This is a genomic window from Citroniella saccharovorans, assembly GCF_035481615.1.
Classification (GTDB): Bacteria; Bacillota; Clostridia; order Tissierellales; family Peptoniphilaceae; genus Citroniella; species Citroniella saccharovorans.
The window spans coordinates 340,784-361,873 of sequence record NZ_JAYKOT010000003.1; the positions used below are offsets into that span (position 1 = coordinate 340,784).

Annotated in this window: 19 protein-coding genes and 4 pseudogenes; 21 read left to right on the top strand and 2 right to left on the bottom strand. The window is 28.7% G+C overall.

Translation table 11 applies throughout. The features are described from left to right. Nucleotides 1-895: 895 nt before the first annotated feature. The 17 genes and pseudogenes from VLK81_RS04175 to VLK81_RS04255 all read left to right on the top strand — a co-directional run bounded on the left by VLK81_RS04175 (nt 896) and on the right by VLK81_RS04255 (nt 15,144). Entirely contained in the window at nt 896-1,087 is a 192-nt protein-coding gene (locus tag VLK81_RS04175) for a helix-turn-helix transcriptional regulator (protein ID WP_324619440.1), read from the top strand. A gap of 154 nt (nt 1,088-1,241) precedes the next feature. Then, nucleotides 1,242-1,532 carry a DUF3847 domain-containing protein gene (locus tag VLK81_RS04180; protein WP_324619442.1) on the top strand — a complete coding sequence of 97 codons (291 nt, stop codon included), beginning with the start codon at nt 1,242-1,244 and terminating at the stop codon, nt 1,530-1,532. 334 nt (nt 1,533-1,866) lie between these two features. Next, on the top strand, nt 1,867-3,501 hold the full coding sequence (gene mobQ, locus VLK81_RS04185) for a MobQ family relaxase (RefSeq protein ID WP_324619443.1): 1,635 nt from the start codon (nt 1,867-1,869) through the stop codon (nt 3,499-3,501). Nucleotides 3,502-3,573: 72 nt separating this feature from the next. Next, nucleotides 3,574-3,747 (top strand): hypothetical protein, encoded by a 174-nt coding sequence (locus VLK81_RS04190; RefSeq protein ID WP_216549142.1) that lies wholly within the window; start codon nt 3,574-3,576, stop codon nt 3,745-3,747. A 183-nt stretch (nt 3,748-3,930) separates the two neighbouring features. Beyond that, nucleotides 3,931-4,059: pseudogene (locus tag VLK81_RS09770) on the top strand (PcfB family protein); the annotation flags it as partial. Between the two features lie 204 nt (nt 4,060-4,263). Then, the gene (locus tag VLK81_RS04200; RefSeq protein ID WP_324619445.1) at nt 4,264-5,112 is read left to right on the top strand and encodes an AraC family transcriptional regulator; all 849 of its coding nucleotides are present in this window, start codon (nt 4,264-4,266) and stop codon (nt 5,110-5,112) included. 72 nt (nt 5,113-5,184) lie between these two features. Further along, nucleotides 5,185-5,289: pseudogene (locus VLK81_RS04205) on the top strand (nucleotidyl transferase AbiEii/AbiGii toxin family protein); the annotation flags it as partial. A 114-nt stretch (nt 5,290-5,403) separates the two neighbouring features. Beyond that, nucleotides 5,404-5,919 carry a PcfB family protein gene (locus tag VLK81_RS04210; protein ID WP_324619446.1) on the top strand — a complete coding sequence of 172 codons (516 nt, stop codon included), beginning with the start codon at nt 5,404-5,406 and terminating at the stop codon, nt 5,917-5,919. A 103-nt stretch (nt 5,920-6,022) separates the two neighbouring features. Further along, a pseudogene (locus tag VLK81_RS04215) lies at nt 6,023-6,752 on the top strand (phage replisome organizer N-terminal domain-containing protein). Between the two features lie 700 nt (nt 6,753-7,452). After that, nucleotides 7,453-7,614 (top strand): hypothetical protein, encoded by a 162-nt coding sequence (locus tag VLK81_RS04220; protein WP_142956343.1) that lies wholly within the window; start codon nt 7,453-7,455, stop codon nt 7,612-7,614. 91 nt (nt 7,615-7,705) lie between these two features. Next, nucleotides 7,706-9,382, top strand: a complete 1,677-nt coding sequence (locus VLK81_RS04225; RefSeq protein ID WP_324619447.1) for a recombinase family protein — start codon at nt 7,706-7,708, stop codon at nt 9,380-9,382. Between the two features lie 315 nt (nt 9,383-9,697). Beyond that, nucleotides 9,698-10,285, top strand: a complete 588-nt coding sequence (locus VLK81_RS04230) for a type IV toxin-antitoxin system AbiEi family antitoxin domain-containing protein (RefSeq protein ID WP_142961803.1) — start codon at nt 9,698-9,700, stop codon at nt 10,283-10,285. 334 nt (nt 10,286-10,619) lie between these two features. Continuing rightward, nucleotides 10,620-10,922: pseudogene (locus VLK81_RS04235) on the top strand (nucleotidyl transferase AbiEii/AbiGii toxin family protein); the annotation flags it as partial. A gap of 427 nt (nt 10,923-11,349) precedes the next feature. After that, nucleotides 11,350-11,571: a helix-turn-helix domain-containing protein gene (locus tag VLK81_RS04240; RefSeq protein WP_070606340.1), complete on the top strand. Its 222-nt coding sequence runs from the start codon at nt 11,350-11,352 to the stop codon at nt 11,569-11,571. Nucleotides 11,572-11,658: 87 nt separating this feature from the next. Next, nucleotides 11,659-12,573, top strand: coding sequence for a HamA C-terminal domain-containing protein (locus tag VLK81_RS04245; protein ID WP_072537657.1), 915 nt, complete (start codon nt 11,659-11,661; stop codon nt 12,571-12,573). Continuing rightward, nucleotides 12,570-13,319 (top strand): DEAD/DEAH box helicase, encoded by a 750-nt coding sequence (locus VLK81_RS04250; RefSeq protein ID WP_324619448.1) that lies wholly within the window; start codon nt 12,570-12,572, stop codon nt 13,317-13,319. Before VLK81_RS04245 ends, VLK81_RS04250 begins: the two co-directional genes overlap by 4 nt. Before the next feature lie 43 nt (nt 13,320-13,362). Further along, nucleotides 13,363-15,144, top strand: coding sequence for a hypothetical protein (locus tag VLK81_RS04255; protein WP_324619449.1), 1,782 nt, complete (start codon nt 13,363-13,365; stop codon nt 15,142-15,144). 21 nt (nt 15,145-15,165) lie between these two features. On the opposite strand, the gene VLK81_RS04260 is transcribed toward VLK81_RS04255, so the two are convergent. Beyond that, nucleotides 15,166-16,497, bottom strand: coding sequence for a relaxase/mobilization nuclease domain-containing protein (locus VLK81_RS04260; RefSeq protein ID WP_142961805.1), 1,332 nt, complete (start codon nt 16,495-16,497; stop codon nt 15,166-15,168). 1 nt (nt 16,498) lies between these two features. Further along, a complete protein-coding gene (locus tag VLK81_RS04265; RefSeq protein ID WP_142961806.1) occupies nt 16,499-16,855 on the bottom strand; it encodes a plasmid mobilization protein in 357 nt (118 codons plus the stop codon). Between the two features lie 324 nt (nt 16,856-17,179). On the opposite strand from VLK81_RS04265, the gene VLK81_RS04270 reads away from it, so the two are divergent. The 4 genes from VLK81_RS04270 (at nt 17,180) to VLK81_RS04285 (ending at nt 21,083) form a co-directional block, all read left to right on the top strand. Beyond that, nucleotides 17,180-18,151 carry a helix-turn-helix domain-containing protein gene (locus VLK81_RS04270; protein ID WP_005953739.1) on the top strand — a complete coding sequence of 324 codons (972 nt, stop codon included), beginning with the start codon at nt 17,180-17,182 and terminating at the stop codon, nt 18,149-18,151. 141 nt (nt 18,152-18,292) lie between these two features. Next, the gene (locus VLK81_RS04275; RefSeq protein ID WP_324619450.1) at nt 18,293-18,895 is read left to right on the top strand and encodes an MptD family putative ECF transporter S component; all 603 of its coding nucleotides are present in this window, start codon (nt 18,293-18,295) and stop codon (nt 18,893-18,895) included. Nucleotides 18,896-18,912: 17 nt separating this feature from the next. Beyond that, on the top strand, nt 18,913-19,587 hold the full coding sequence (locus VLK81_RS04280; protein ID WP_000687642.1) for an energy-coupling factor transporter transmembrane component T family protein: 675 nt from the start codon (nt 18,913-18,915) through the stop codon (nt 19,585-19,587). Beyond that, entirely contained in the window at nt 19,575-21,083 is a 1,509-nt protein-coding gene (locus VLK81_RS04285; protein ID WP_142961808.1) for an ABC transporter ATP-binding protein, read from the top strand. Before VLK81_RS04280 ends, VLK81_RS04285 begins: the two co-directional genes overlap by 13 nt. Nucleotides 21,084-21,090 lie beyond the last annotated feature (7 nt).

The following is a 21,090-nucleotide window of genomic DNA, read 5'->3' on the forward strand; positions in this document are numbered from 1 at the left end:
AATAACAATTCTGGTTGCCTTTTTGCTACTTATTTTAGGAAACTATAAAGAAATAGAAATACCCAAAATAAATTGAACACAATATTCTAGGGATACTTTTTCAAAGTTATGAAAAAGTAATTTCAAAATAATTGTGTTATTAGAACTATAGTAGTTGTAGAAATAAATGAAAATTACAATCTAGAGATAGCGTAAAAATTAATTAAGTGATAGCTTAATAACTTAAGTAAATTAGAAGTTTATATGTAGAATCTTATAAATAAAGATTAATTAAAATAAAACGATATAATACTAGTAAAATTCTGAAAGAAAGTACAAGGTTAAGAAATGATAGTTTGAATACTTTAGAAAAAGTAGCTGAAGCCGTTGAACTAAGTATAGAACAAGGCGAATATAAAGCTACTAGCTTTTTAAACTAATTATTAGAGATAGCAGAAAATGTTATCTCTTTTTTATTACAAGAAAGGATAAAAGTGAATCTGCCTATGATGATAAATGACTTCTAGTTATATGAACTTAATATCATTATTTGATGTCAAAAGTATTTGACATAAGGAGGTCAATATGAATCTTATAAAATTTATTGAATCACATCAAATGTTTGGCATAGGTTTACTATGGTTGTTTCTGGTTACTTAACTAGTATGTACCTTAATTATGATAGTGACATTAATTAAAAAAGGAGATGAAAGAAAGGGATATGTTGTAAGAAAATCTGGATTAACTGCATTAGTGGTAGGGATAATATTCCTAATTTTAAACATAATTTGGAACATTTCTTTGAGCAAAATTCTAGTATAGGATTTGAAGATAATCCGATAATTTATGTCGGTATAATATCAATAGCCTTTAATATTTCCTACCTAATTAACATGAGAAAATATAGGTAAGACAAATGAAAAATCACATTAAAGAATTTAGAACCGATAAAGGATTGTTGCAACAAGAATTAGCAGATATATGCGGAGTCACTAGACAAACTGTTAATGCTATTGAAAATAATAAGTATGATTCAACTCTTGAACTTGCTTTTAAATTAGCAACAGCTCTTGAGATCACTGTAGATAAATTATTCATTTATGAATAAAAATATTGAGTAAAATTTTCTTAAAGTGCCTATGATTTTAGGCACTTTTTGTATATCTGATTTTAGGAGATGGTAATATAATATTTTTAATAATGAAACTTTGAAAGGGATAGCAGAAATGTTATCTCTTTTTTAATACAAGAAAGGGATAAGTATGAAAAATTTAGAGCAAATAAGACAAGAATCAAAGGAAATAAAAGATAAAATAGACGATACAGAAGAAAGATTAAGGCAACTAAAAAATCAAGAACAAAAGATATTAAAACAAGACATAGTAAAAAAAAGAAAAGAAAGAACTCATAGGCTGATAACAAGAGGAGCAATCTTAGAAAGCCTTATAGAAAATGCAGAAGAACTAACAGATGAAGAAATAAAAATCCTACTAGAAGAAGTAACAAATACAAAAGAATTTAAAGAAACACTAAAAATAATGAGAGAAAATTAATGAAATAAAATAATCAAATCTCCCTTAGATTTTCTAAGGGCGCAATTATACACCCTAAAGGGTGCTTGCGTGTCTTTAGAGCCAAACCCTTGCAAGGGAGCAACAACCATTCGCTTTTTAAAAGTCAAGGGTAAATAAACTCGCTAAGGCTCGCCCTTGACTTTTAAAATTTGAAATGAAAGTAACAATTAAGCCGACATACTGAAACAACAAAAATTAATTCAGTAGTCGGCTTTTTTAATTCTATCATTTCAAAACGCTCATTCACAAAGGGGATATAAAAATCTATTAAGCCTCCACCTAAAACAACAAAAAAAGAAAGGAAGTGATAAAAATGGCAGACAGTTTTCATTTTTCAGTAAACATAATATCAAGAGGAAAAGGAAAAAGTGCAGTAGCAAGTGCAGCATATATAAGTGGGGAAAAAATAAAAAATGAATGGGACGGAGTAACCCATGACTATACCAAGAAACAAGGAGTAATTAGCAAAGAAATATATTTACCAGATCACGCACCAAAAGAATATAAAGACAGAAAAACCTTGTGGAACTCGGTAGAACTATTTGAGAAAAACTCTAATGCCCAACTTGCAAGAAACTTTATCATATCATTACCCAAAGAATTAAGCATAGAAGAAAATAAAAAGATGATAGAAGAATATGTTCAAAACAATTTTGTAAAAGAGGGAATGATAGTAGACCTAGCAATTCATGATGAAAGTAGAGAGGGAAATCAAAACATTCATGCTCATATAATGACCATAGTAAGACCAATAAATGAAGATGGAACATGGGGGCAAAAAAGTAAAAAAGAATATATCCTAGATGAAAAAGGAGAAAAGATTTTAAACAAAAATGGAAAACCTAAGACAAGAAAAGTAGAACTAACAACCTGGAACGATAAAGGCAATGTAGAAAAATGGAGAGAAAATTTTTCAGACCTTTGCAACGAATATCTAGCAAAAAATAAAATAGAAAAAAGAGTAGACCATAGGAGTTTTAAAAGACAAGGCATAAAGCAAATACCTACAATACATCTAGGAGCAAGTGCCAGTGCAATGGAAAGAAAAGGAATAAGAACAGAAAAAGGTGATATAAATCGAGAAATAAAAAAACAGAATGAACTATTAAAAAACATAGGCAATGAAATAAAGAAAATAACATCTTGGTTAGCAGGCTTCAAAGATAAGCTAAAAGAATCATATAGGGAATATAAAGACCAAAGTAAAAAGCAAATCGAAAATGAATCAGGACTCTTTAACCTCTATGAATATTTAAGCTTCTATCAAGAGATGCAAGAAAATAATAGAGCTGAATTATCATTTTATGGGAAAAGAAACAAGGCAATCTATGATCTAAAAAGATATGCAAGTGGAATAAATTATCTAAGAGAAAACAAAATAAAAACCATATCAGACCTACAAGGACATATAAATACCCTAAGAAGTAAAAACTCTGAAATATATAAGACCATAAAAGAAAACAGTCAAAAGATAGAAGACCTTAACAAGTGCTTAGCCTATGCAAAGACTGTAAGAAAAACAAAAGCAACCTACCAAGACTATGAAAGCAAGAAAATATTCAAAGAAAGCTTCTACAAGAATAATCAAAAGGAAATAGACCAACATATAAGGGCAAGAAACTTAATTGAAAAAATCAGTGGAAAGAAAAATTTAAGAGAAAAAGAATGGTTGGGAGAAATTAAAAACTTAGAAGATGAAATCAGTAAATTAAATACAGAGTCAGAAAAGATAAGGGAAAGATACAAGGAAATAAATCATATTAAATATGCAGTAGAAGTAGTCAATAAAGAATATGATATTGACCTATCAATAGAAATTGACAAGGCGATTAAGAGAGGAGAAAAAGAAAGTATCATAGAAAAGATAAAAGAGTACAAGCAAGATAGTGATAGTTTTAATAAAAAAAGACAAATGACTAAAGACTATTACAAAAATCAAGAAAGATAAGACCTGGTAAAAATATCTTATCCAAGCTATAATATGACCAAGAAAATAAAGACCGTTCTAGGAGGTAATAAGATGAATAAAAGGCAAGAGCTAATAGATGAACTCATAAAAGCAGATCAAGATGGAACATACAAAACATATAAAAGCACAGAAGAAATAAAATCAATGAACAATGAAGAAATACAGATTATATATTCCAACATGAAAAACTATCTATCAGATAAAAGAACACACATAAACTACTAAAGGTGGAAAAGCAAAATAAGAGCAGAAAAACAATAAAAGGTACAAAGACCTAAGTAAGCTATATAAACATCAAAATAAAGCATTCCACCACCAAGAACAATAAAATAAAAACAAGCAAAGGGAAGTATAGAAAAATTAAAGCCTATACTTCCCTTTTTTTAATTCAAACAAAGGAGATAAACATTGATAAACGAAGAAATAAGCAAAGAAGCAGGTCAAGCAGCACAAACCATAATAACATACACAATAAAGGCAGCAAAAGAATCAATCAATCTTGAAAAAGAAATAAGAAAAAAGATTAATGATACAATATAGTAGACTATATAAAATAGAAGATGAGTTTAGAAAATACGTGGATGTATTATTGTGATTAATATCGAGAGCATAAAGAGCAAGATAAGAGGTCTGGCAGAGAAGAAAAATAGTATAAACATGTGATGCTATAATATTTGTATTAGCATTATCGGGTATAATTTAATAAATCCTTGTACAATTTAAATGAAAGGTGGTGGAAATATGGATATAATGAAATCTTTTAACTTAGCAATAGACTATATTGAAGATAACTTAACTGATGAACTTGATGAAAAAGAAATAACACGGATAACAGGATATTCATTTCCAATGTTTTCAAGAATATTTTCAATCATATCAGGATATTCATTATCTGAATATATAAGGTTAAGAAAGATGACAAATGCTGCAAATGATTTAAAAAACTCAGATAAAAGAATTATAGACATCGCAATAAAATATGGTTATAATTCTCAAGATTCTTTTGCCTTAGCTTTTAAAAATTTTCATAAGCTAACTCCAGGACAAGTAAAAAGAGGACAAAAGTATCAATATTTCCCAAGAATCTACTTTTCAATTTCAGTTCAAGGAGGAAATCAAATGGATATTAAGATTGAGAAAAAGAAAGCGTTTAAAGTAGCTGGTATTAAATCAGATGTAACTAAAAGTTCAAATTTCCCAAAAGTTTGGGATAGACTGCTTGAAAAATTACCAAGAGAAAAATTTGAAGAGTTAGGTAATGGTCAAATCTTTGGCGTAGGATATGACTATATAATGGATGAAGAAGATTCATTTATATACTTAGCTGGTTTTGATTTGACGGATGAGGTAAAAGCTGAGGAATTAGGTTTAGATATACTCAGCATTCCTGAAAAAGAGTATGCTATTGTAAGCTTAGAAGGTCCTATACCAAAGTGTATTCACGAAGGATGGAAGTATATTATTTCATATTTCTTCCCAAAAGAAGGATATAGACATGATGAAAGCCCCGATTTTGAAGTATATGGAGATGGAGATCCTAATTCAGAAGATTATAAAATGGAATTATGGGTTCCTATAGTAAAAGAATAATTTAAATTTGTTTAACGGCATCTATCAAAATGGTAGGTGCTTTTTTGATTGCTATTAGTAAAAATAGGAATAAGTAAAAGTCCTATGAAACTTGAACTAATAACAGGAGATTCAATAACACCAAGGGAAATAGAATACACTTATCCATGTATCTTTAGCAAAGAAGATATAAAAATATCAAAATAAAGCATTCCACCATCAACAACAATAAAATAAAAATAAGCAAAGGGAAGTATAGAAAAATTAAATCCTATACTTCCCTTTTTTTAATTCAAACAAAGGAGATAAAACATGATAAACGAAGAAATAAGCAAAGAAGCAGGTCAAGCAGCACAAACCATCATAACATACACAATAAAGGCAGCAAAAGAATCAATCAACTTAGACAAAGAAATAAGAAAAAAGATGACTGATACCTTAGAAAAAGCAAATGGCAACCTCAAGAGTCTTATGGGAGATGAAATAAAAATAAAAGACCTCTACAAAAAAGGACAACTAGAAAATATAAGCATAGATCAAAGCGACCTCAAAGACTTAAAAAAAGAACTAAACAAACTTGGAGTAAGTTTCTCAGTAATGAAAAACAAAGAAAGCAAAAACTATGAAATATTCTTCCAAGCCAAAGACATAAAAGTAATGGAATATGCCTTTAAACAAGTCATAGCCAAAGAAAATAAAAAAGAAAAAGAAAGTATCCTAAAGCAAATAAAGAAATACAAAGACCTATCCAAGAACAAGGATAAGACAAAAGAAAAAGTCAAAAGAAAAGTAAAACCAAGCAAAAAAGATATGACCAGAGAAATCTAAGGGAGTAACGAAAAAGTTACACCCTTAAATAACCACAATAACAAGACTTCCGAAAATCGGAAATCAAGAATTTCGATTATCGAAAATCAAGAAAGGAGCAGATATGGCAACAAACAAAAGATATTATTGGATAAAACTAAAAGAAGAATTTTTCACAGACAAAAGGATAAAAAGATTAAGGAAAATATCGGGAGGAGATACCTACACGATAATCTACCTTAAACTTTTATTACTAAGTCTAAAAGATGAGGGCAAACTATATTATGACGGAGTAGAAAGTGATTTTATAAAAGAGTTAGCACTAACCATAGATGAAACAGACGATGATGTAATGGTCACAGTTAATTATTTAATCAATCAAGGCTTATTAGAAGTTGTAACAGAAAATGATGAATACTACCTAACTGAAATACCAAACTTAATCGGATCAGAAACAGCATGGGCAGAGAAAAAAAAGAAGATACAGACAAAATAAACAGAGGACATTGTCCTTAATGAGTCCAACCCATGTCCGACAAGAGATAGAGATAGAGAAAGATATAGAGATAGATAAAGAGAGAGAGGGAGAGATAGATAAAAAGTCCACCCCCATCTTTTATGGAGAATACAAAAATGTAAGGTTAAGCAAAGAAGAATATAAAAAACTTAAAGAAAAATTAAACTCACACACAGAAATAATGATAAATAAACTATCCAGATACATGGAAAGCAGTGGTAAGACCTATCAAAACCACTATGTGACAATCTTAAAGTGGTATGAAGAAGATAAAGAAAAACTAACACAGAAAAGTTTAAATAAAAAAATGAACTATGATGTAGGAGAATCTTTATAGATAAAAAGAGGTGGAAAGGCATTATTAAAGACTTTAAGTCTAAAAAGGTATAAAAGTATGCCAGAGATAATAAAAATGTAAATATGACACTTAAAAGGTGATTAGAAAATTAAAGAAATTCTAGAAGACTTTTAGATGACAGTTACTAAGAGGGTCTAATTTTCACTGCTACTTATGCAGTGGGAATTGGACCTTTTTACATAAGCAAATTCTATTCAAAATTGGTTACCAAGAAAGGCTTCTTTTCACTGTTAAGTATAAGAGAGTAATTTATAGAATTTTGTTTCATCAAGATAAGTATTTTCTGATGGTTAAATTTTAAAAAATATTAATAACTCTCGATAAATTTTGAACCTTAACAATTGAATAGACCAAGACAAGACGTTAATTATTTTTGGAGCGTAATAACCTAGCCGCCAAGATCTTTCTGCTGAATAATTCGGCAAAACAAGTACTGCTAAGCTAAAAGCAAGGGAATAAGAAAGTGAGCGATAAGTAAGAGTTTGAATATAGGGAGGGATACCCTATCCGCTATGAAGAAAATGAGGATAATGATACTTCTAAGGTTGAAGCCGGCTCATCCGGAATAGAGGCGGAGGTGAGATTCCTATGTTGCTAATCCAAAGCACTTGTCAATGTCGTAAAACTTAATTAAACAAATAATTATTAGATATAAAACTTTAGAGAGAGGAGGTATATATTGGACAATGACTGGAATGGATTGGCTGATTTAATAGCAAATCTGATTGCAAAATATGCTGGTGTTTTAGATTTAGATAATCTGCCCGATCCAACGCCAGCAAAAAATCAAGAGATGAAAAATAGTTTTGACATGGCAAAAACACAAATTGAGACGGACTAATAAAAGTGTTATAATATACTTGAAATGATAGTCCAAACTTAAATTCAAAAAATTATATATGATATAGAAAAATTATATTGAGGTTAATGCTATGTTAAAAGAAAAAATAAAAGTATACCTCTATACACGAGTATCTACGTCAATACAGATAGAGGGGTATTCGTTAGAGGCACAAAAATCACGAATGAAAGCTTTTGCTATTTACAACGATTACGAAATTGTCGGAGAGTATGAAGATGCCGGAAAGTCTGGCAAGTCTATTGAAGGTAGAAAACAGTTCAATCGAATGATGGAAGATATAAAATCTGGAAAAGATGGAGTGTCTTTTGTTCTTGTGTTTAAGTTATCAAGATTTGCAAGAAATGCCGCTGATGTTCTTTCTACACTTCAGATAATGCAGGATTATGGAGTTAATCTTATCTGTGTTGAAGATGGCATTGATTCATCTAAAGATGCAGGGAAACTAATGATTTCTGTTTTATCAGCTGTGGCTGAAATAGAAAGAGAAAACATCCGTATTCAAACAATGGAAGGTCGCATTCAAAAAGCAAGGGAAGGAAAATGGAATGGTGGCTTTGCTCCGTATGGATATAAACTTGAAGATGGCAAGCTGTTTATAAATGAGGAAGAGGCAGTTGCCATAAGAACGATTTTCGACCAGTATGTAAATACTACGATAGGAGCCAATGGGATATCTAAATACTTAGAGAATCATGGAATTAGAAAAATCCCAAGACAGAATGGTAAGAATCCTTTGTTTGATGCAGGTCTTATAAGAAAGATATTAAAGAATCCCGTATATAATGGGAAAATAGCATTTGGAAGAAGAACTTTAGAAAAAGTTCATGGTACAAGAAATGAATATAAGCAGGTTGAACAAGATGAGTATCTAATATCTGAAGGGATACATGAAGCTATAGTTTCCGATGAAGTTTGGCAAGCTGCTCAGGTTAAGCTAAAATCTCAAGCAAAGAAATATGAACATGTGAATAAAGGAAAGGATACACGCACGCACTTGCTTTCTGGAATTGTAAAATGCCCTATATGTGGAGCGGGAATGTTTGGAAACAAGTGTACCAAGAAAAAGAAAGATGGCACAAAGTATAAAGATTTTTATTACTATGGTTGTAAACATAGGCAGATGATAAGAGGTCATAAGTGTACATTCCGTAAGCAAATTAGAGAAGAATTGTTAGATGATGCTGTTGCAGAGGTGATTGTGAAGATTGTAAGTAATCCGAAATTTGCTTCTATGATGCAAGAAAAAATCAACATGAAGGTGGATACCTCTGAAATAGAAAAAGAAATAGATAATTACCAAAAGGAATTGAGGAAGAGTCATTCTACAAAGTTTAAGCTAATTGAGGAAATAGATAATTTAGATGTTGAAGATAAGCATTATAAGAGAAGGAAACAGGATTTAGATGATAGACTATATCGTATGTATGACAAAATAGATGAATTAGAATCATCACTAATTGATGCGAAAGCAAAGAAACAGACTATTGAAGCTGAAAAACTCACAGGAGATAACATATATAAGGTTCTGATCTATTTTGATAAACTCTATAAAGTCATGAATGATGTAGAGCGTAGGCAGTTAATTACAGCTTTGATTTCTGAAATTCAAGTTTATGAAGAAAAACAACCTAACGGACAATGGCTAAAATCAATTACTTTCAAGCTCCCAATTATAGACGATGACTTGAATATAAGTTTGGACAATGATGAACAAGTTGAAGCTATAGCGTTGATACAAAAGATGTAAATTTAGAAATCTTGCATTTTAAGCAGTTTTATAAGCATTTTGTCTTCGATAAAGATGAAGAAGGATACGTCAAAAAAGACTCAAAAAAACTACATGGACGTGAGAGTAGTTTTGAGACTAGTATGAGGAAACACAAAAAATATAATTAACTCATTTTGTACTTTCTACAAGAGTAGCTTAAAAGGCTGCTCTTTTTTTATTGAAGGGAGTAAGGATTCGTTACATCCTTTTCAATATAATAAAATATCCATAAGTCAACTTTACATATTCGCTTTTATAACATATAATAAAAGCGTAAACGAGAGGAGGCGGATTATGAATACACTTAAAGAATATATACAAGAAAATTTAGTAATAACTAACAAAGAAGCAGAAGAACTTGGATATACTAGGCATAATTTATCAGAATTAACCAAAATCGGACAATTAGAAAGATTAAGACCAGGACTATATCAATTAAAAGGAAAAGTAATAGATGATTTTGTTCTAATATCATCCAATAGTAACCGAATTATATTTTCCCACCAAACAGCCCTATACCTCCACGACCTATCCGATAGGACTCCAAATGTATTTCATATATCTGTACCCCAAGGCTACAATGCAAGTCATATCAAGAAAAGATATGAAGATCTGCAAGTTCACTATGTAAAAAAAGACTTATACGAAATAGGAAAGGCAGAAATAAAATCACCACAAGGCAACCTAATTCCAGTTTACGATATAGATCGAACAATTTGCGATATCATAATCGACAGAGAAAAAATAGATAAGCAAATTTTTACAGAAGCCATAAAAAGATACTTTAAATCAGAAAATAAAAATCTAAGACGACTCATAAAATACAGTAAATTATTTAAAATAGAAAATGAAATTAGAAAATACATGGAGGTATTATCGTGATTAATATCGAGAGTATAAAGGGCAAGATAAGAAGTCTGGCAGAGAAGAAAAATACGTTCTTAAAAGCCTTTCTGTATAACATATTTGGGCTTTTTATTTTTGGTGTTTCTTATTTTTTGAAATATGATATAAATAAGACTCATACAAAAGAAATATTATTAATATTATTTCTATGTGAGGTTTGTTATTGGTTAACGGTTGTAATTGGATTATTGGTTATTAAGAAGTTAAAAGTTAAAAAATAAATTTTGGCACCTATTTTACAAAATGATAGGTGCTTTTTTGATTTCAGGAAATCAATGATGGGATATTGGCTAATATAATATGAAGTTGTAGAAGAAATATAGCAACGACACGAATGAGAGACTTTTACGCCCTATACACCCTCTACAAACTAAAAAAAGATGAGATAAACTATGAAACTTTAAAAAAAGCAATAGAAAGAGCCTAAAAGAAAAGAGGAAGTCAGGAGATAATGAAAGACTATGAGGAAATAATCGAGGACATAAAAGAAGATTCATACCTAAGATCCTTGTGGGAAGTATATCTTAGTGAAAATAAGTACATTGGAGATCTGAAGTTTGATAAAGTTGTTGATGTAGTTATAATTTTATCAAATAGAATTAACGAGATGTAATTTAACAGACACTGTCTGGCAAATTATAGATAGGAGAAAAGATTTAGAATATTTAAAACAAGGAGATACTGTGAAATTTTGGGAAAAGTAAAACAATAATTGAGAACCTTATAAATACATAGGAATGTTCATATTTTGTCTTCTAAGCTCTTAAAAGCAAAAGAACAAGTAAAAAAAGTCAAGAAAAGATAAAAAGTCCATATTAGGGCAAATAAAAAGCTTTAAGACGGATGATAAAGCTAAGTCAAGTAAGATAGACCATAGCAAAGGTGAAGAGTGGTAAATATCGGCAGCCTTCGGACTGTCTTTATTTTTTATTTGATTTAACGCAGTGAACCGTACAATTGAAAGGAATCTGTGTTATATGCTATAATTAGGTAGTTAATCTATACATATAGAAAGGTAAAATATAGAATTGGAGAATGATATGGGATTTTCATATAATAAATTATGGAAGTTATTAATAGATAAAAATATGAAAAAAACAGACTTACAATGTGCAATAGCAACAACTCCTAAGACAATAGCCAAGATGGGAAGAGATGAAAATGTAAGTTTGGAAACATTAGGAAAGATTTGTGAGTATTTTCAATGTGATATTGGAGATATTATTGAATATAAAAATGGAGTTAAGATAAATGATAAATAATACTCTTACCTATATTTCTTTATTTTCATCAGCAGGAGTTGGTTGCTATGGATATAAACAAGAGGTGTTTCAAGGGGAGGTGATAATTTGATAGTAAGTCAAAATTCAAAAGATGTAATTAAGATATTTCAAAATATAAAAGATATACCTATAAGTACAAATTTAGATGACGGGAATTTAAATATTTTTATGTGTCCAATAAATGCTAGGAAATTTGATTATAATCAAATTTCCTTAGTATTAGTAGATTCTGTAATTGATTATGCTATATCCAAGAAAAATATAACAAAATATCAAAATAAGCCTGGAAGATTATCACAAATTGCACGTAAAAAGTTTAAAGAATACTTGAATAATACAGGTGAATTAGGTGAATTGCTTTTATATTGTTTTTTAGAGGGTCATTTAAATGCCCCTAAAATTTTAACAAAAATGGAGATGAAAACATCTAACAAAATGTATGTCAATGGATCAGATGGAGTGCATCTTTTGAGTAATTGTGACGGAACATATAAACTTATATTTGGGGAATCTAAGTTATATAAAAATATATCAGATGCTTTATATGAAGCATTTAAATCTATAAATGATTTTATTAATGAGATAAATACTAGTGGAGAAAATAAAAGTGGTATAAATTATGAAAAAGATTTAATATCATCAAATATTGATAATTTTGAGTTGAGTGATGAGGATAAGGCTATATTAGAATTTATAATATATCCATCTAAAAATGAGAAAAAATTGCACATAGACGATGCTTTTTCTATTTTTATTGGTTATGAAATAGATATATCAGAAGAGACGAAGAAATGTACTAGCAGTGATTTTATTGATGAAGTTAAGAAAAAAATTCTCTTGGAATTAGATTCTTTTGAAAATAAGGTATATAAAAAAATTAATGACAACAATTTATTAGGGCATACTTTTTTTGTCTACATTGTTCCATTCACTGATATAGATAATACAAGAAGAAAAATTTTAGAGGATATTTTAACATGAATAATCTTATTGCTGAACTTTCAGAAAAAGCATTTAAAGACGAATATTTGATCAATTTAATATACAATTTAGAAAAAAATTATTGTAATAAATTATTAGATGAAGAGTTTATAATTAAGTTATCAGACAAAGAATTGTTTGATTTAATGAGATTTGCCGATATACTATGTAGATCGTCTGAAGCTGAACATAAAAATTTATCATTAAAAATAGTAAGCCTTGTATATGAGTTTAAAGAACTTTTACAAAATCAGTTTATAAAATTAAGCATTATGAATGTGCTAACCAAATTAGGAAATTTTCCTTCTATTAATCTAATTTGGAATAAATTTGAGAATACTGGAATTGATGAAATTGATTTGGATTTAATAATTAAAAGATTATATAACAAATCACCAATTCAAGAAATTTTTACAGATGAGCAACTTAAAATATTTAATGAATTAAAAGATAATAATCACTTTAGTTTTTCTGGAAGTACGTCATTTGGAAAATCATTTATTTTTGAAGCTTTTACTAAATACTTAATAGAAGAACATAATCAGTCAGATAATATAGCTTTTATTGTTCCGACTAAAGCACTCATAAACCAAGTTTCTTATAAGATTAGAAATCTAGTTAAATCATACAGTTATAAGGTCATCAATTCTCCAGAAATACCTAAAATTTTAAAGAAAAAAAGATGGAAAATATATTTTTGTTTTTACACCAGAAAGGTTAATTTCTTACTTTTTAGATGGGACTAATCCTAAAATAGATTATTTATTTGTAGATGAAGCTCACAAGTTATTGAGTATAAAAGATACTAGAACACCATTAATGTACCACGCATTAGTTATGGCAAAAAGAAAAAGTATAAACATATTTTTTGCATCTCCAAATATTCCTAATCCATCAGTATTTTTAGAATTGGTAAATAATACTCCCGACGAAAGTTATGCAGTTAAAGTTGAATCAGTATCACAAAATAGATTTTTTATTAATTGTCATACAGACTCTAGTTATTTAATTAGTGATTATGGAGATAATATATTATTTCCTAAATTAAATTTTTCTGGTAATGTTATTACAGATTTGGGCACTATATTAAAGACTTTTTCTAGTGGTAGACAAAGTATAGTTTATTGTAATACTATAGAAAAGACAATATCAACAGCATTCGAATATGCAAAAACTTTAGAAGAAGTAAAAAATGATTATATAGATAAACTAGTTGATATAATAAACGAAAAAGTTCATGAGCAGTATTATCTTAAATATTGCTTGAAAAAAGGCATTGCATATCATTTTGGTGGAATTCCTGAAGAAATAAAAATAAAAGTTGAAGAGCTATATAAATTAGGATTTATAAAAATTATTTTTTGTACTTCAACACTCTTAGAAGGAGTAAATCTACCCGCAAAAAATATCTTTATTTTAAGTGAAAAAATTGGATTATCAAATATGACCAATGTTGATTTTTGGAATTTAGCGGGTAGGGCAGGGAGACTAAGTAAAGATTTATCGGGTAATATATTTTGTGTTAATCTTTATAATCAAGAAGGTTATTGGAAAGATGAAAAAAAAGTTCAAATTCTTAGGAATAAAAATATTAAAGAAGTTGAGCCAATTATATTAATGAAAAATAACAAGAATTTATATAAGAATATAGCCAACTACTATACAAAGAATGAGTATACTAACAAAAGTTTATCTGAAGATGACAAAAAAATCATAGAAATGTATGGTAATATTTTATTATATCATGATACAGTTAATAGCGATTCTATTTTAAAAGATAGATTTATAGATTCAGGAAATAACTCGTTAGATATTTTGAAAAAAATTAGGAATGAAAACTCTATACCTGGAAATATTTTAGCAGAAGGTATAGATATAAATATTGAGATTCAAAATAAGGTTTTTAATGGAGATAAAGAATTATTACCTATAGAAACTACTTATGAAGGTTGCTATGAAGTATTAAAAATATTATGTAAAGAATACGATTGGCTAAGAACTGAAAACAAGGGAAATAATCCACTGATAAGAAGCAAAGAACAACTAACTTATTATGCTACATTAATGGAAGGTTGGATAAATTCTAAACCTTTAAAATATTTAATTCAAAAAACGATTAGCTATTATTACAATTCTGGAGAAAATAAATATATAAGTTTACGTAAAGATGGAAATATGTATAACGTAAAGTTTGATAAAAATAACTCTCTTCATATTAATACGCTTATTAATAACTTGATTAAAAATTTAGAGAATAATATTAAATATAAGATTAAAACCTATGTAGGTAATTATCAATCAATATTACGTTCATGCGATTTAGATCTTGAGTGTGATTGGGAAGAGTATATTGATTATGGAACTACTAATCCAAAAATAATCGATATACAAAATTTAGGATTTTCAAGAACCATGGCAATATTTTTATTAGATAAATATCCTGATCTATTTATTAAAAGTGAAATAGGTGAAATTATAGGAATTGATGATGAAAAATTAAGAGCCTCTATAAATCAAGATAAATACGAAGAAGAATATAAGGAACTTAACACTCTATTTGAATGGGAATGATAGTAATTAAAGTGGAGTATTTTACCTCTCCACCTCTTTCCCATAATAATTTTCATAGTTTTTTCTATACAGAACAAGGTCAGAAAATTGTTCTTTATTCAAAGAATACTCTTGCATAAGGGTGTTCTTTTTTTCTTGCAATTTATCAAGTTTGGATAGTATTTCTTTTGTATTTGGTAGTTTTTTATAGTTTTCTAATATTTCTTTAGCAGCTATTTTATAAACTGAAAGTTCGCTATAATACTCATCTGCAAATTGATTATCTTCAGGATTTTTCTTGTGGTATTTATATATTTCACGATACTTATTTATAGTATTTATATTTTCCATATCTTGGGATAAACTCTTCATCTTAGTTTCAATTTTCTTTATTTTATCTAACAAGTCTTGTCTATCATTGGCAGATTTTTTTATTAGATCATCGAGTTGAGTAATTGAATTAATTCCTTGCTCTCTAAGCTTAATTATAGAGTCAGCCATTGTTTTTATATTATGTTTTCTTGCCCAAACTTCATAACCTTTAGAGGACTGAGCTTTTTTATTAGTAGATATATCAATAACATTTCCTACACGTTTTTTAATAGGATTAGCTTTGTTTTTAATAGCTAAATCTATTCTTTCTTTGATTTTTTCTTCGGCATAATCTTCTCCGATAGTCTTCGCTCTTGTAAACCTTTGCTTATCTTTATGGCGAAAAGCAATGTGTTTACCAAACTTAATTTCATAATCAATAGACTTCATATTTTCTAAAAACTCTTCCCAAGATTTAGACTTATTAATCATTCTATCTATATCAAATTGCAGTTTAGACTTCCAAGAATTTCCTTTCTTGTTTTGGTCATATTCGTACCAAGATTTACCAGCAGTTTTATATTTTCTTTTGTAAGCTTCATAATATTTATCAATGACTGAAAGCTTATTTTCTTTACACAATTCATCACTTTGATACCTGATTTTATGGTAAGTTTTTTTGTTAGATTGGTAGCATTTACCAGTCTTGTAATTAACATTATTAAAAATAATATGGTTATGGATATGCCCTCTATCAATATGAGTTGCAAGAACAAATTCATAATCTTCTTTTAAAATTTTCTTGCATAACTCCATTCCAATTTCGTGAGCTTTTATAGGATCAACCTCTCCTGGTAGAAAAGATTGGATTAAATGTCTAGCCAAAACTTTACCTTTAGTATCATTATCTTCTCGTGTTTTCATAAATTGTATGTGGGCAGTAGATGGATGACATTTAAATGAAGATATCAAGATTTTTTCATCAGTTTTTTCACTCTTAGTTATATAGTCTATTGCCAAATTTAGGGTTGATTTTATAGGATGTATTTTTGTAATTGCCATACTAATCACCAGAACTTTCTTTTGATTTATTTAGAAGTAGGGAATGGATTTGCCATATTTCTCTTGATAATTTTTCTATTTCTTTATTCATTGCTTCAATTTCATTTTTGTATATAATACCAGTTGTATTAGTAGCTTTTGCAATCTGGTTTATATTATTTGTTGCATTTGAAAGTAGCCATTGTAGGTTTCTAAATGGTTCTAAATCTACTACATAAATTTCTTTTTCTAATACACATTTCCTAAGAAAGTGGGACATTGTTTTGCAATTTGCAAGTTTCATTTTCTTTTCAAAAATTTCTTTTTCTTCATCTGTTAAATATATTTTTAGTTGATTATTTCTTTTTCTATTATCCATAGTAGTTCTCCTTATCATAAAATATTGGGGTCTTAGGGTTCTCCCTAACAAGGTAAAAATTAAAAAAATGGAGCATTCCGTAAAGGTCTGCTCCATTAATTTTTCGTAAGTGGGTACACACTTACTGTGCTTGCTATTAAAGTTATTAGCGTTAAGCGTGTTATTTAATTACTATCATTATACCATAAAATTGAAATGTTTGTATCTAATAGAAAAGCTTAAAATATAGATGTACGATTAATATGCTATAGTGTATTTTTAGTATAAAATCTAATTTTTGGGTATAATTTAATTAATTATTATGATGCATTAGGAGGTAGAGTTTTGGAATTAAATCATGAAGATATTATAGAAAATGTACTTGAAGGATATATTTTTTCTGAAAAAAAGGTTACTGATGAATGTAAAATTTATACAATTGAAAATTCTACTGGCTGTGGCGAAATGCGTTGCTACAATTTATTTGAAGGTGTTCAATTATCTTATAATAACCTAAATATGGAGACAGCATATCAAAAAATAAATCCTAAAAGCGGGGTTTTAGAAATAGATCATTGTTTAGAGGGATGTTATGAGTTTAAACTTGAAAATAATGAACGCGCTCTGATAGGTAAAGGCGATCTAAGTGTAATCGAAATAGGCAAAGTTCCTTTTGAAGATTCGTGCATACCAACAAAAAAATATGTGGGACTTTCAATATTTATTGATATTGAAAAGGCACAAAAATCTATTGACAAATACTTTCCGTATGCAAAAATTGATTTGTTAGAAATAAAAGATCGTCTGTGTAAAAATGGTGCAGCTTTAATTATTCATTCACGTCATGAGATAGACCATGTTATTAGTGAACTTTATAGAGTAGATTCTAGAATAAGACTTTCTTATTCAATTATAAAAACAATAGAGTTGTTATTATTTTTAAATTTAGTTGAAAGTTCAGATACTTTTAAGTTAACATCTTTTTCAGAACCAGTATATAAAGCAACTGTAGAATCATATAAGACGATTCTAAATAATCCTTTTGAAAGATATTCTATTTCTGATTTATCAAAAAAATATGCTATTTCAGAATCCAGTTTGAAGAGATGTTTCATATACATAACTGGAAGCTCAATAGGTAATTTTATTAGGGAAAATTGTTTAGAAGCCGCTGCTAAATTATTAATTCATAAACCCTTAATGTCAATAGGAGAGATTTCTGATTTGTCAGGATATTTGAATCCTAGTAAATTTTCTGAGTCATTCAAAAAACATTTTGGGCAAACTCCTCAAGAATATAGAAAAAAATCCATCTGACCTTTTTAGAGCAAATAAAGAGCTGTCAGGTTATAAAGGAAATATCCATCTTACTTTATAATAAAGTTGAGATGGATATTTTTTTGTAAATATTCTCTATACACATTCTATGTACATTTTATTAATTAACGGAGGTGTTTTATGAACAATAAAAAAATGACTACAAAAGATGTAGTAACAGTAGCTATTATGATTGCTTTATTTTATGCAATATCTATTGTTATTGGAATGAGTATGGTTGCTGTTCCGGTTGTATATATTTATGGTACTGCTGGAATTGAAATGTTTATAGGAGCTATTTTCTACTTAGTAGCAGCTAACAGACTTAATAAACACGGGCTATTATTTATATGGATATTAATTTATGGTCTTATCACAGCAGCTATGGGTTATGTGTTTATGCTTCCATATTTTATTGGATTTGCTATTTTGTGCGAAATAGTAATGATAGGCAAAGACACTTATATAAATCCAATAAGAAATATGATTGGCTGGAGTGTTTATGGTGCTGGTATGTTCATGGGAATAGGAGTTCCATGTTGGATAGCTTGGGAATCTTATCAAAAGCAAGCTTTAGAGAGTGGGTTTGCAGATAAGACATTAACATTGCAATATAATTTGGTATCTTCACCAAAACTACTATTATTAGGTGTAACAATAACCGTTATATTATCTGCTTTAGGTGTTTTGTTTGCACAAAAAATTCTTAAAAAGCACTTTAAAAAGGCGGGTATTTTAGAGTAAATGGAGATATATGGGAAATGAAAATAGAAAAAATAAGTGGAATAACTTGTCTTTTTTTAACTATTATTTCCTGTATGGTGTCAATATTTACAAAAAGTTACTATATGCATGCTCTGTTTGTAGGATGGCTTTGTATGCTTTTAGCATATTTTGGTTTTATCAAACAGAGCATAATTTATTTTATGATATATAGTTTTACTACATTTTGGTTATTAAAAATGATACCAAGTGGTGTAGTTATAATTTCACCAATGCTTTTGGGAATGTTGTATAAATTCATAGTTCCAATCATGGCAGGATTTTTAACTTTTAAGATACCATCAGGAAAATTAATTTCAATATTTCACAAATTAATGTTGCCACGAAATTTTGTACTTATATTAACGGTAATTATTCGATTTGTACCAACAATTGCTGGGGAATTTAGAACAATAAAAGAAGCTATGAAAGTAAGGGGATTTACAGGTAACTTTTTTCATATTTTATCAAATCCTTTGAGGACTCTTGAATATGCTATAGTTCCTTTAATTTTTCGTTCTATAAAAGTAGGAGATGAATTATCAGCAGCAGCGATTGTTAGAGGAATTGAAAACCCAATAAAAAGGGATTCATATTATAGTAACAAGTTGTGTAAATTAGACATAATTATAATAACTGCAAGCTTTGTTTTATTTATATTATGTCTTATATGAGAGGTGCACCATTGGATAATAAACTGGAAATTAGAAAATTATCTTTTTCGTATAATAGCAATAAAGATGAACAGTTGAAAGATATAAATTTAGACATTAAAGATGGTGAATGTTGTGTAATTATAGGGGAGTCGGGATGTGGCAAGTCTACTTTGACAAGGGCTATAAATGGATTAATTCCAAATTTTTACGAAGGAAATTTAGATGGAGAAGTATTTATTGATGGCAAATCTATCAGAAATTTAAAATCCTGGGAAATAGCAAAGTTAGTCGGTAATGTATTTCAAGATCCTAGAAGCCAATTTTTTTCCAATGAAGTTAATGGAGAAATTGCATTTGGACCGGAAAATTTGGGATATAAGCGTGATGAAATAATAAGAAGAGTAAATGAATCAACTGAGAAAATGAATATTGATAAATTGCTAAATAATAGGATATACAATTTATCCTATGGAATTAGGCAAAAAGTAGCAATTTGTTCAGCGAGAGCTATCGAACCATCTATTTATGTATTTGATGAACCATCTGCAAATCTTGATTTACAATCAATATATAAATTTTCAAAACTTGTAATGGACTTAAAAAATGAAGGAAAAACTATAGTAATTGTTGAGCATAGGTTATTTTATTTAAAAGGAATAGCTGATAGGTATTTATTGATACAAAATGGATCTTTAATAAATAGTTATAAAGCAGAAGAATTTGAAAAAATCAGTTCAAAAGACTTAAATGCATTGGGCTTACGCTCAATAAATCTTAATGATATTGTTATAGATGACCACAAAGTTAAAGAAAAAGAAATTAGTAGTGACAATTCTTTTGATTTTGAAGTGAAAAATATTAGTAAAAAATATAAAAATAATTTCGTACTAAAAGATGTGTCACTTAAATTTGATAGCAATGAGACTATTGCTTTAGTAGGAATAAATGGAACAGGTAAAAGTACACTCGGTAAAATTTATTCTGGGATTCAAAATCAGACTGATGGAGAAATAAAGATAAATGGACTCAAAGCTAATAAAAAGATGAGGTTAAGCAAAGTGTGGTATATTCCTCAAGATTTAGACTCTCAATTATTTGGGGAAGATTTGATGGATGAATTATTAACTGGGTTAAAAAATAGAGAAGATTATATCACGAAAGCAGAGGAACTTTTAAAAAAAGTTGGATTATTTGATATAAGAGATAAGCATCCAGCAACTTTATCAGGTGGTCAAAAACAGAGATTGGTTCTATGCGTAGCTATGTTGAGAGAAACACCTTTTATTATATTGGATGAGCCGACATCAGGGCTTGATTTCAGGAGTATGGATAAGGTGGGGAGATTAATCAAAGAGGAACAAAAAAAAGGAACAAAATTTTTGATAATTTCTCATGATATTGAATTTATAGCAAAGACGTGTGATAGACTTGTAAAACTAGAGAATGGGATAATAACAGAAGATTTTTATATTGATAATATAGGACAGCTGTTAATAGCTATGGAGGCTAAATAATTTAGGA

What these genes read in the sequence shown, in the direction of transcription:
- VLK81_RS04210 (WP_324619446.1), top strand. Translation starts at nt 5,404, where the DNA reads ATGATAAACGAAGAAATAAGCAAAGAAGCAGGTCAAGCAGCACAAACC.
- VLK81_RS04265 (WP_142961806.1), bottom strand. Translation starts at nt 16,855, where the DNA reads ATGGATAATAGAAAAAGAAATAATCAACTAAAAATATATTTAACAGAT.
- VLK81_RS04180 (WP_324619442.1), top strand. Translation starts at nt 1,242, where the DNA reads ATGAAAAATTTAGAGCAAATAAGACAAGAATCAAAGGAAATAAAAGAT.
- VLK81_RS04240 (WP_070606340.1), top strand. Translation starts at nt 11,350, where the DNA reads ATGGGATTTTCATATAATAAATTATGGAAGTTATTAATAGATAAAAAT.
- VLK81_RS04260 (WP_142961805.1), bottom strand. Translation starts at nt 16,497, where the DNA reads ATGGCAATTACAAAAATACATCCTATAAAATCAACCCTAAATTTGGCA.
- VLK81_RS04175 (WP_324619440.1), top strand. Translation starts at nt 896, where the DNA reads ATGAAAAATCACATTAAAGAATTTAGAACCGATAAAGGATTGTTGCAA.
- VLK81_RS04200 (WP_324619445.1), top strand. Translation starts at nt 4,264, where the DNA reads ATGGATATAATGAAATCTTTTAACTTAGCAATAGACTATATTGAAGAT.
- VLK81_RS04230 (WP_142961803.1), top strand. Translation starts at nt 9,698, where the DNA reads ATGAATACACTTAAAGAATATATACAAGAAAATTTAGTAATAACTAAC.
- VLK81_RS04280 (WP_000687642.1), top strand. Translation starts at nt 18,913, where the DNA reads ATGAAAATAGAAAAAATAAGTGGAATAACTTGTCTTTTTTTAACTATT.
- VLK81_RS04250 (WP_324619448.1), top strand. Translation starts at nt 12,570, where the DNA reads ATGAATAATCTTATTGCTGAACTTTCAGAAAAAGCATTTAAAGACGAA.
- VLK81_RS04190 (WP_216549142.1), top strand. Translation starts at nt 3,574, where the DNA reads ATGAATAAAAGGCAAGAGCTAATAGATGAACTCATAAAAGCAGATCAA.
- VLK81_RS04285 (WP_142961808.1), top strand. Translation starts at nt 19,575, where the DNA reads ATGTCTTATATGAGAGGTGCACCATTGGATAATAAACTGGAAATTAGA.
- mobQ (WP_324619443.1), top strand. Translation starts at nt 1,867, where the DNA reads ATGGCAGACAGTTTTCATTTTTCAGTAAACATAATATCAAGAGGAAAA.
- VLK81_RS04275 (WP_324619450.1), top strand. Translation starts at nt 18,293, where the DNA reads ATGAACAATAAAAAAATGACTACAAAAGATGTAGTAACAGTAGCTATT.
- VLK81_RS04225 (WP_324619447.1), top strand. Translation starts at nt 7,706, where the DNA reads ATGTTAAAAGAAAAAATAAAAGTATACCTCTATACACGAGTATCTACG.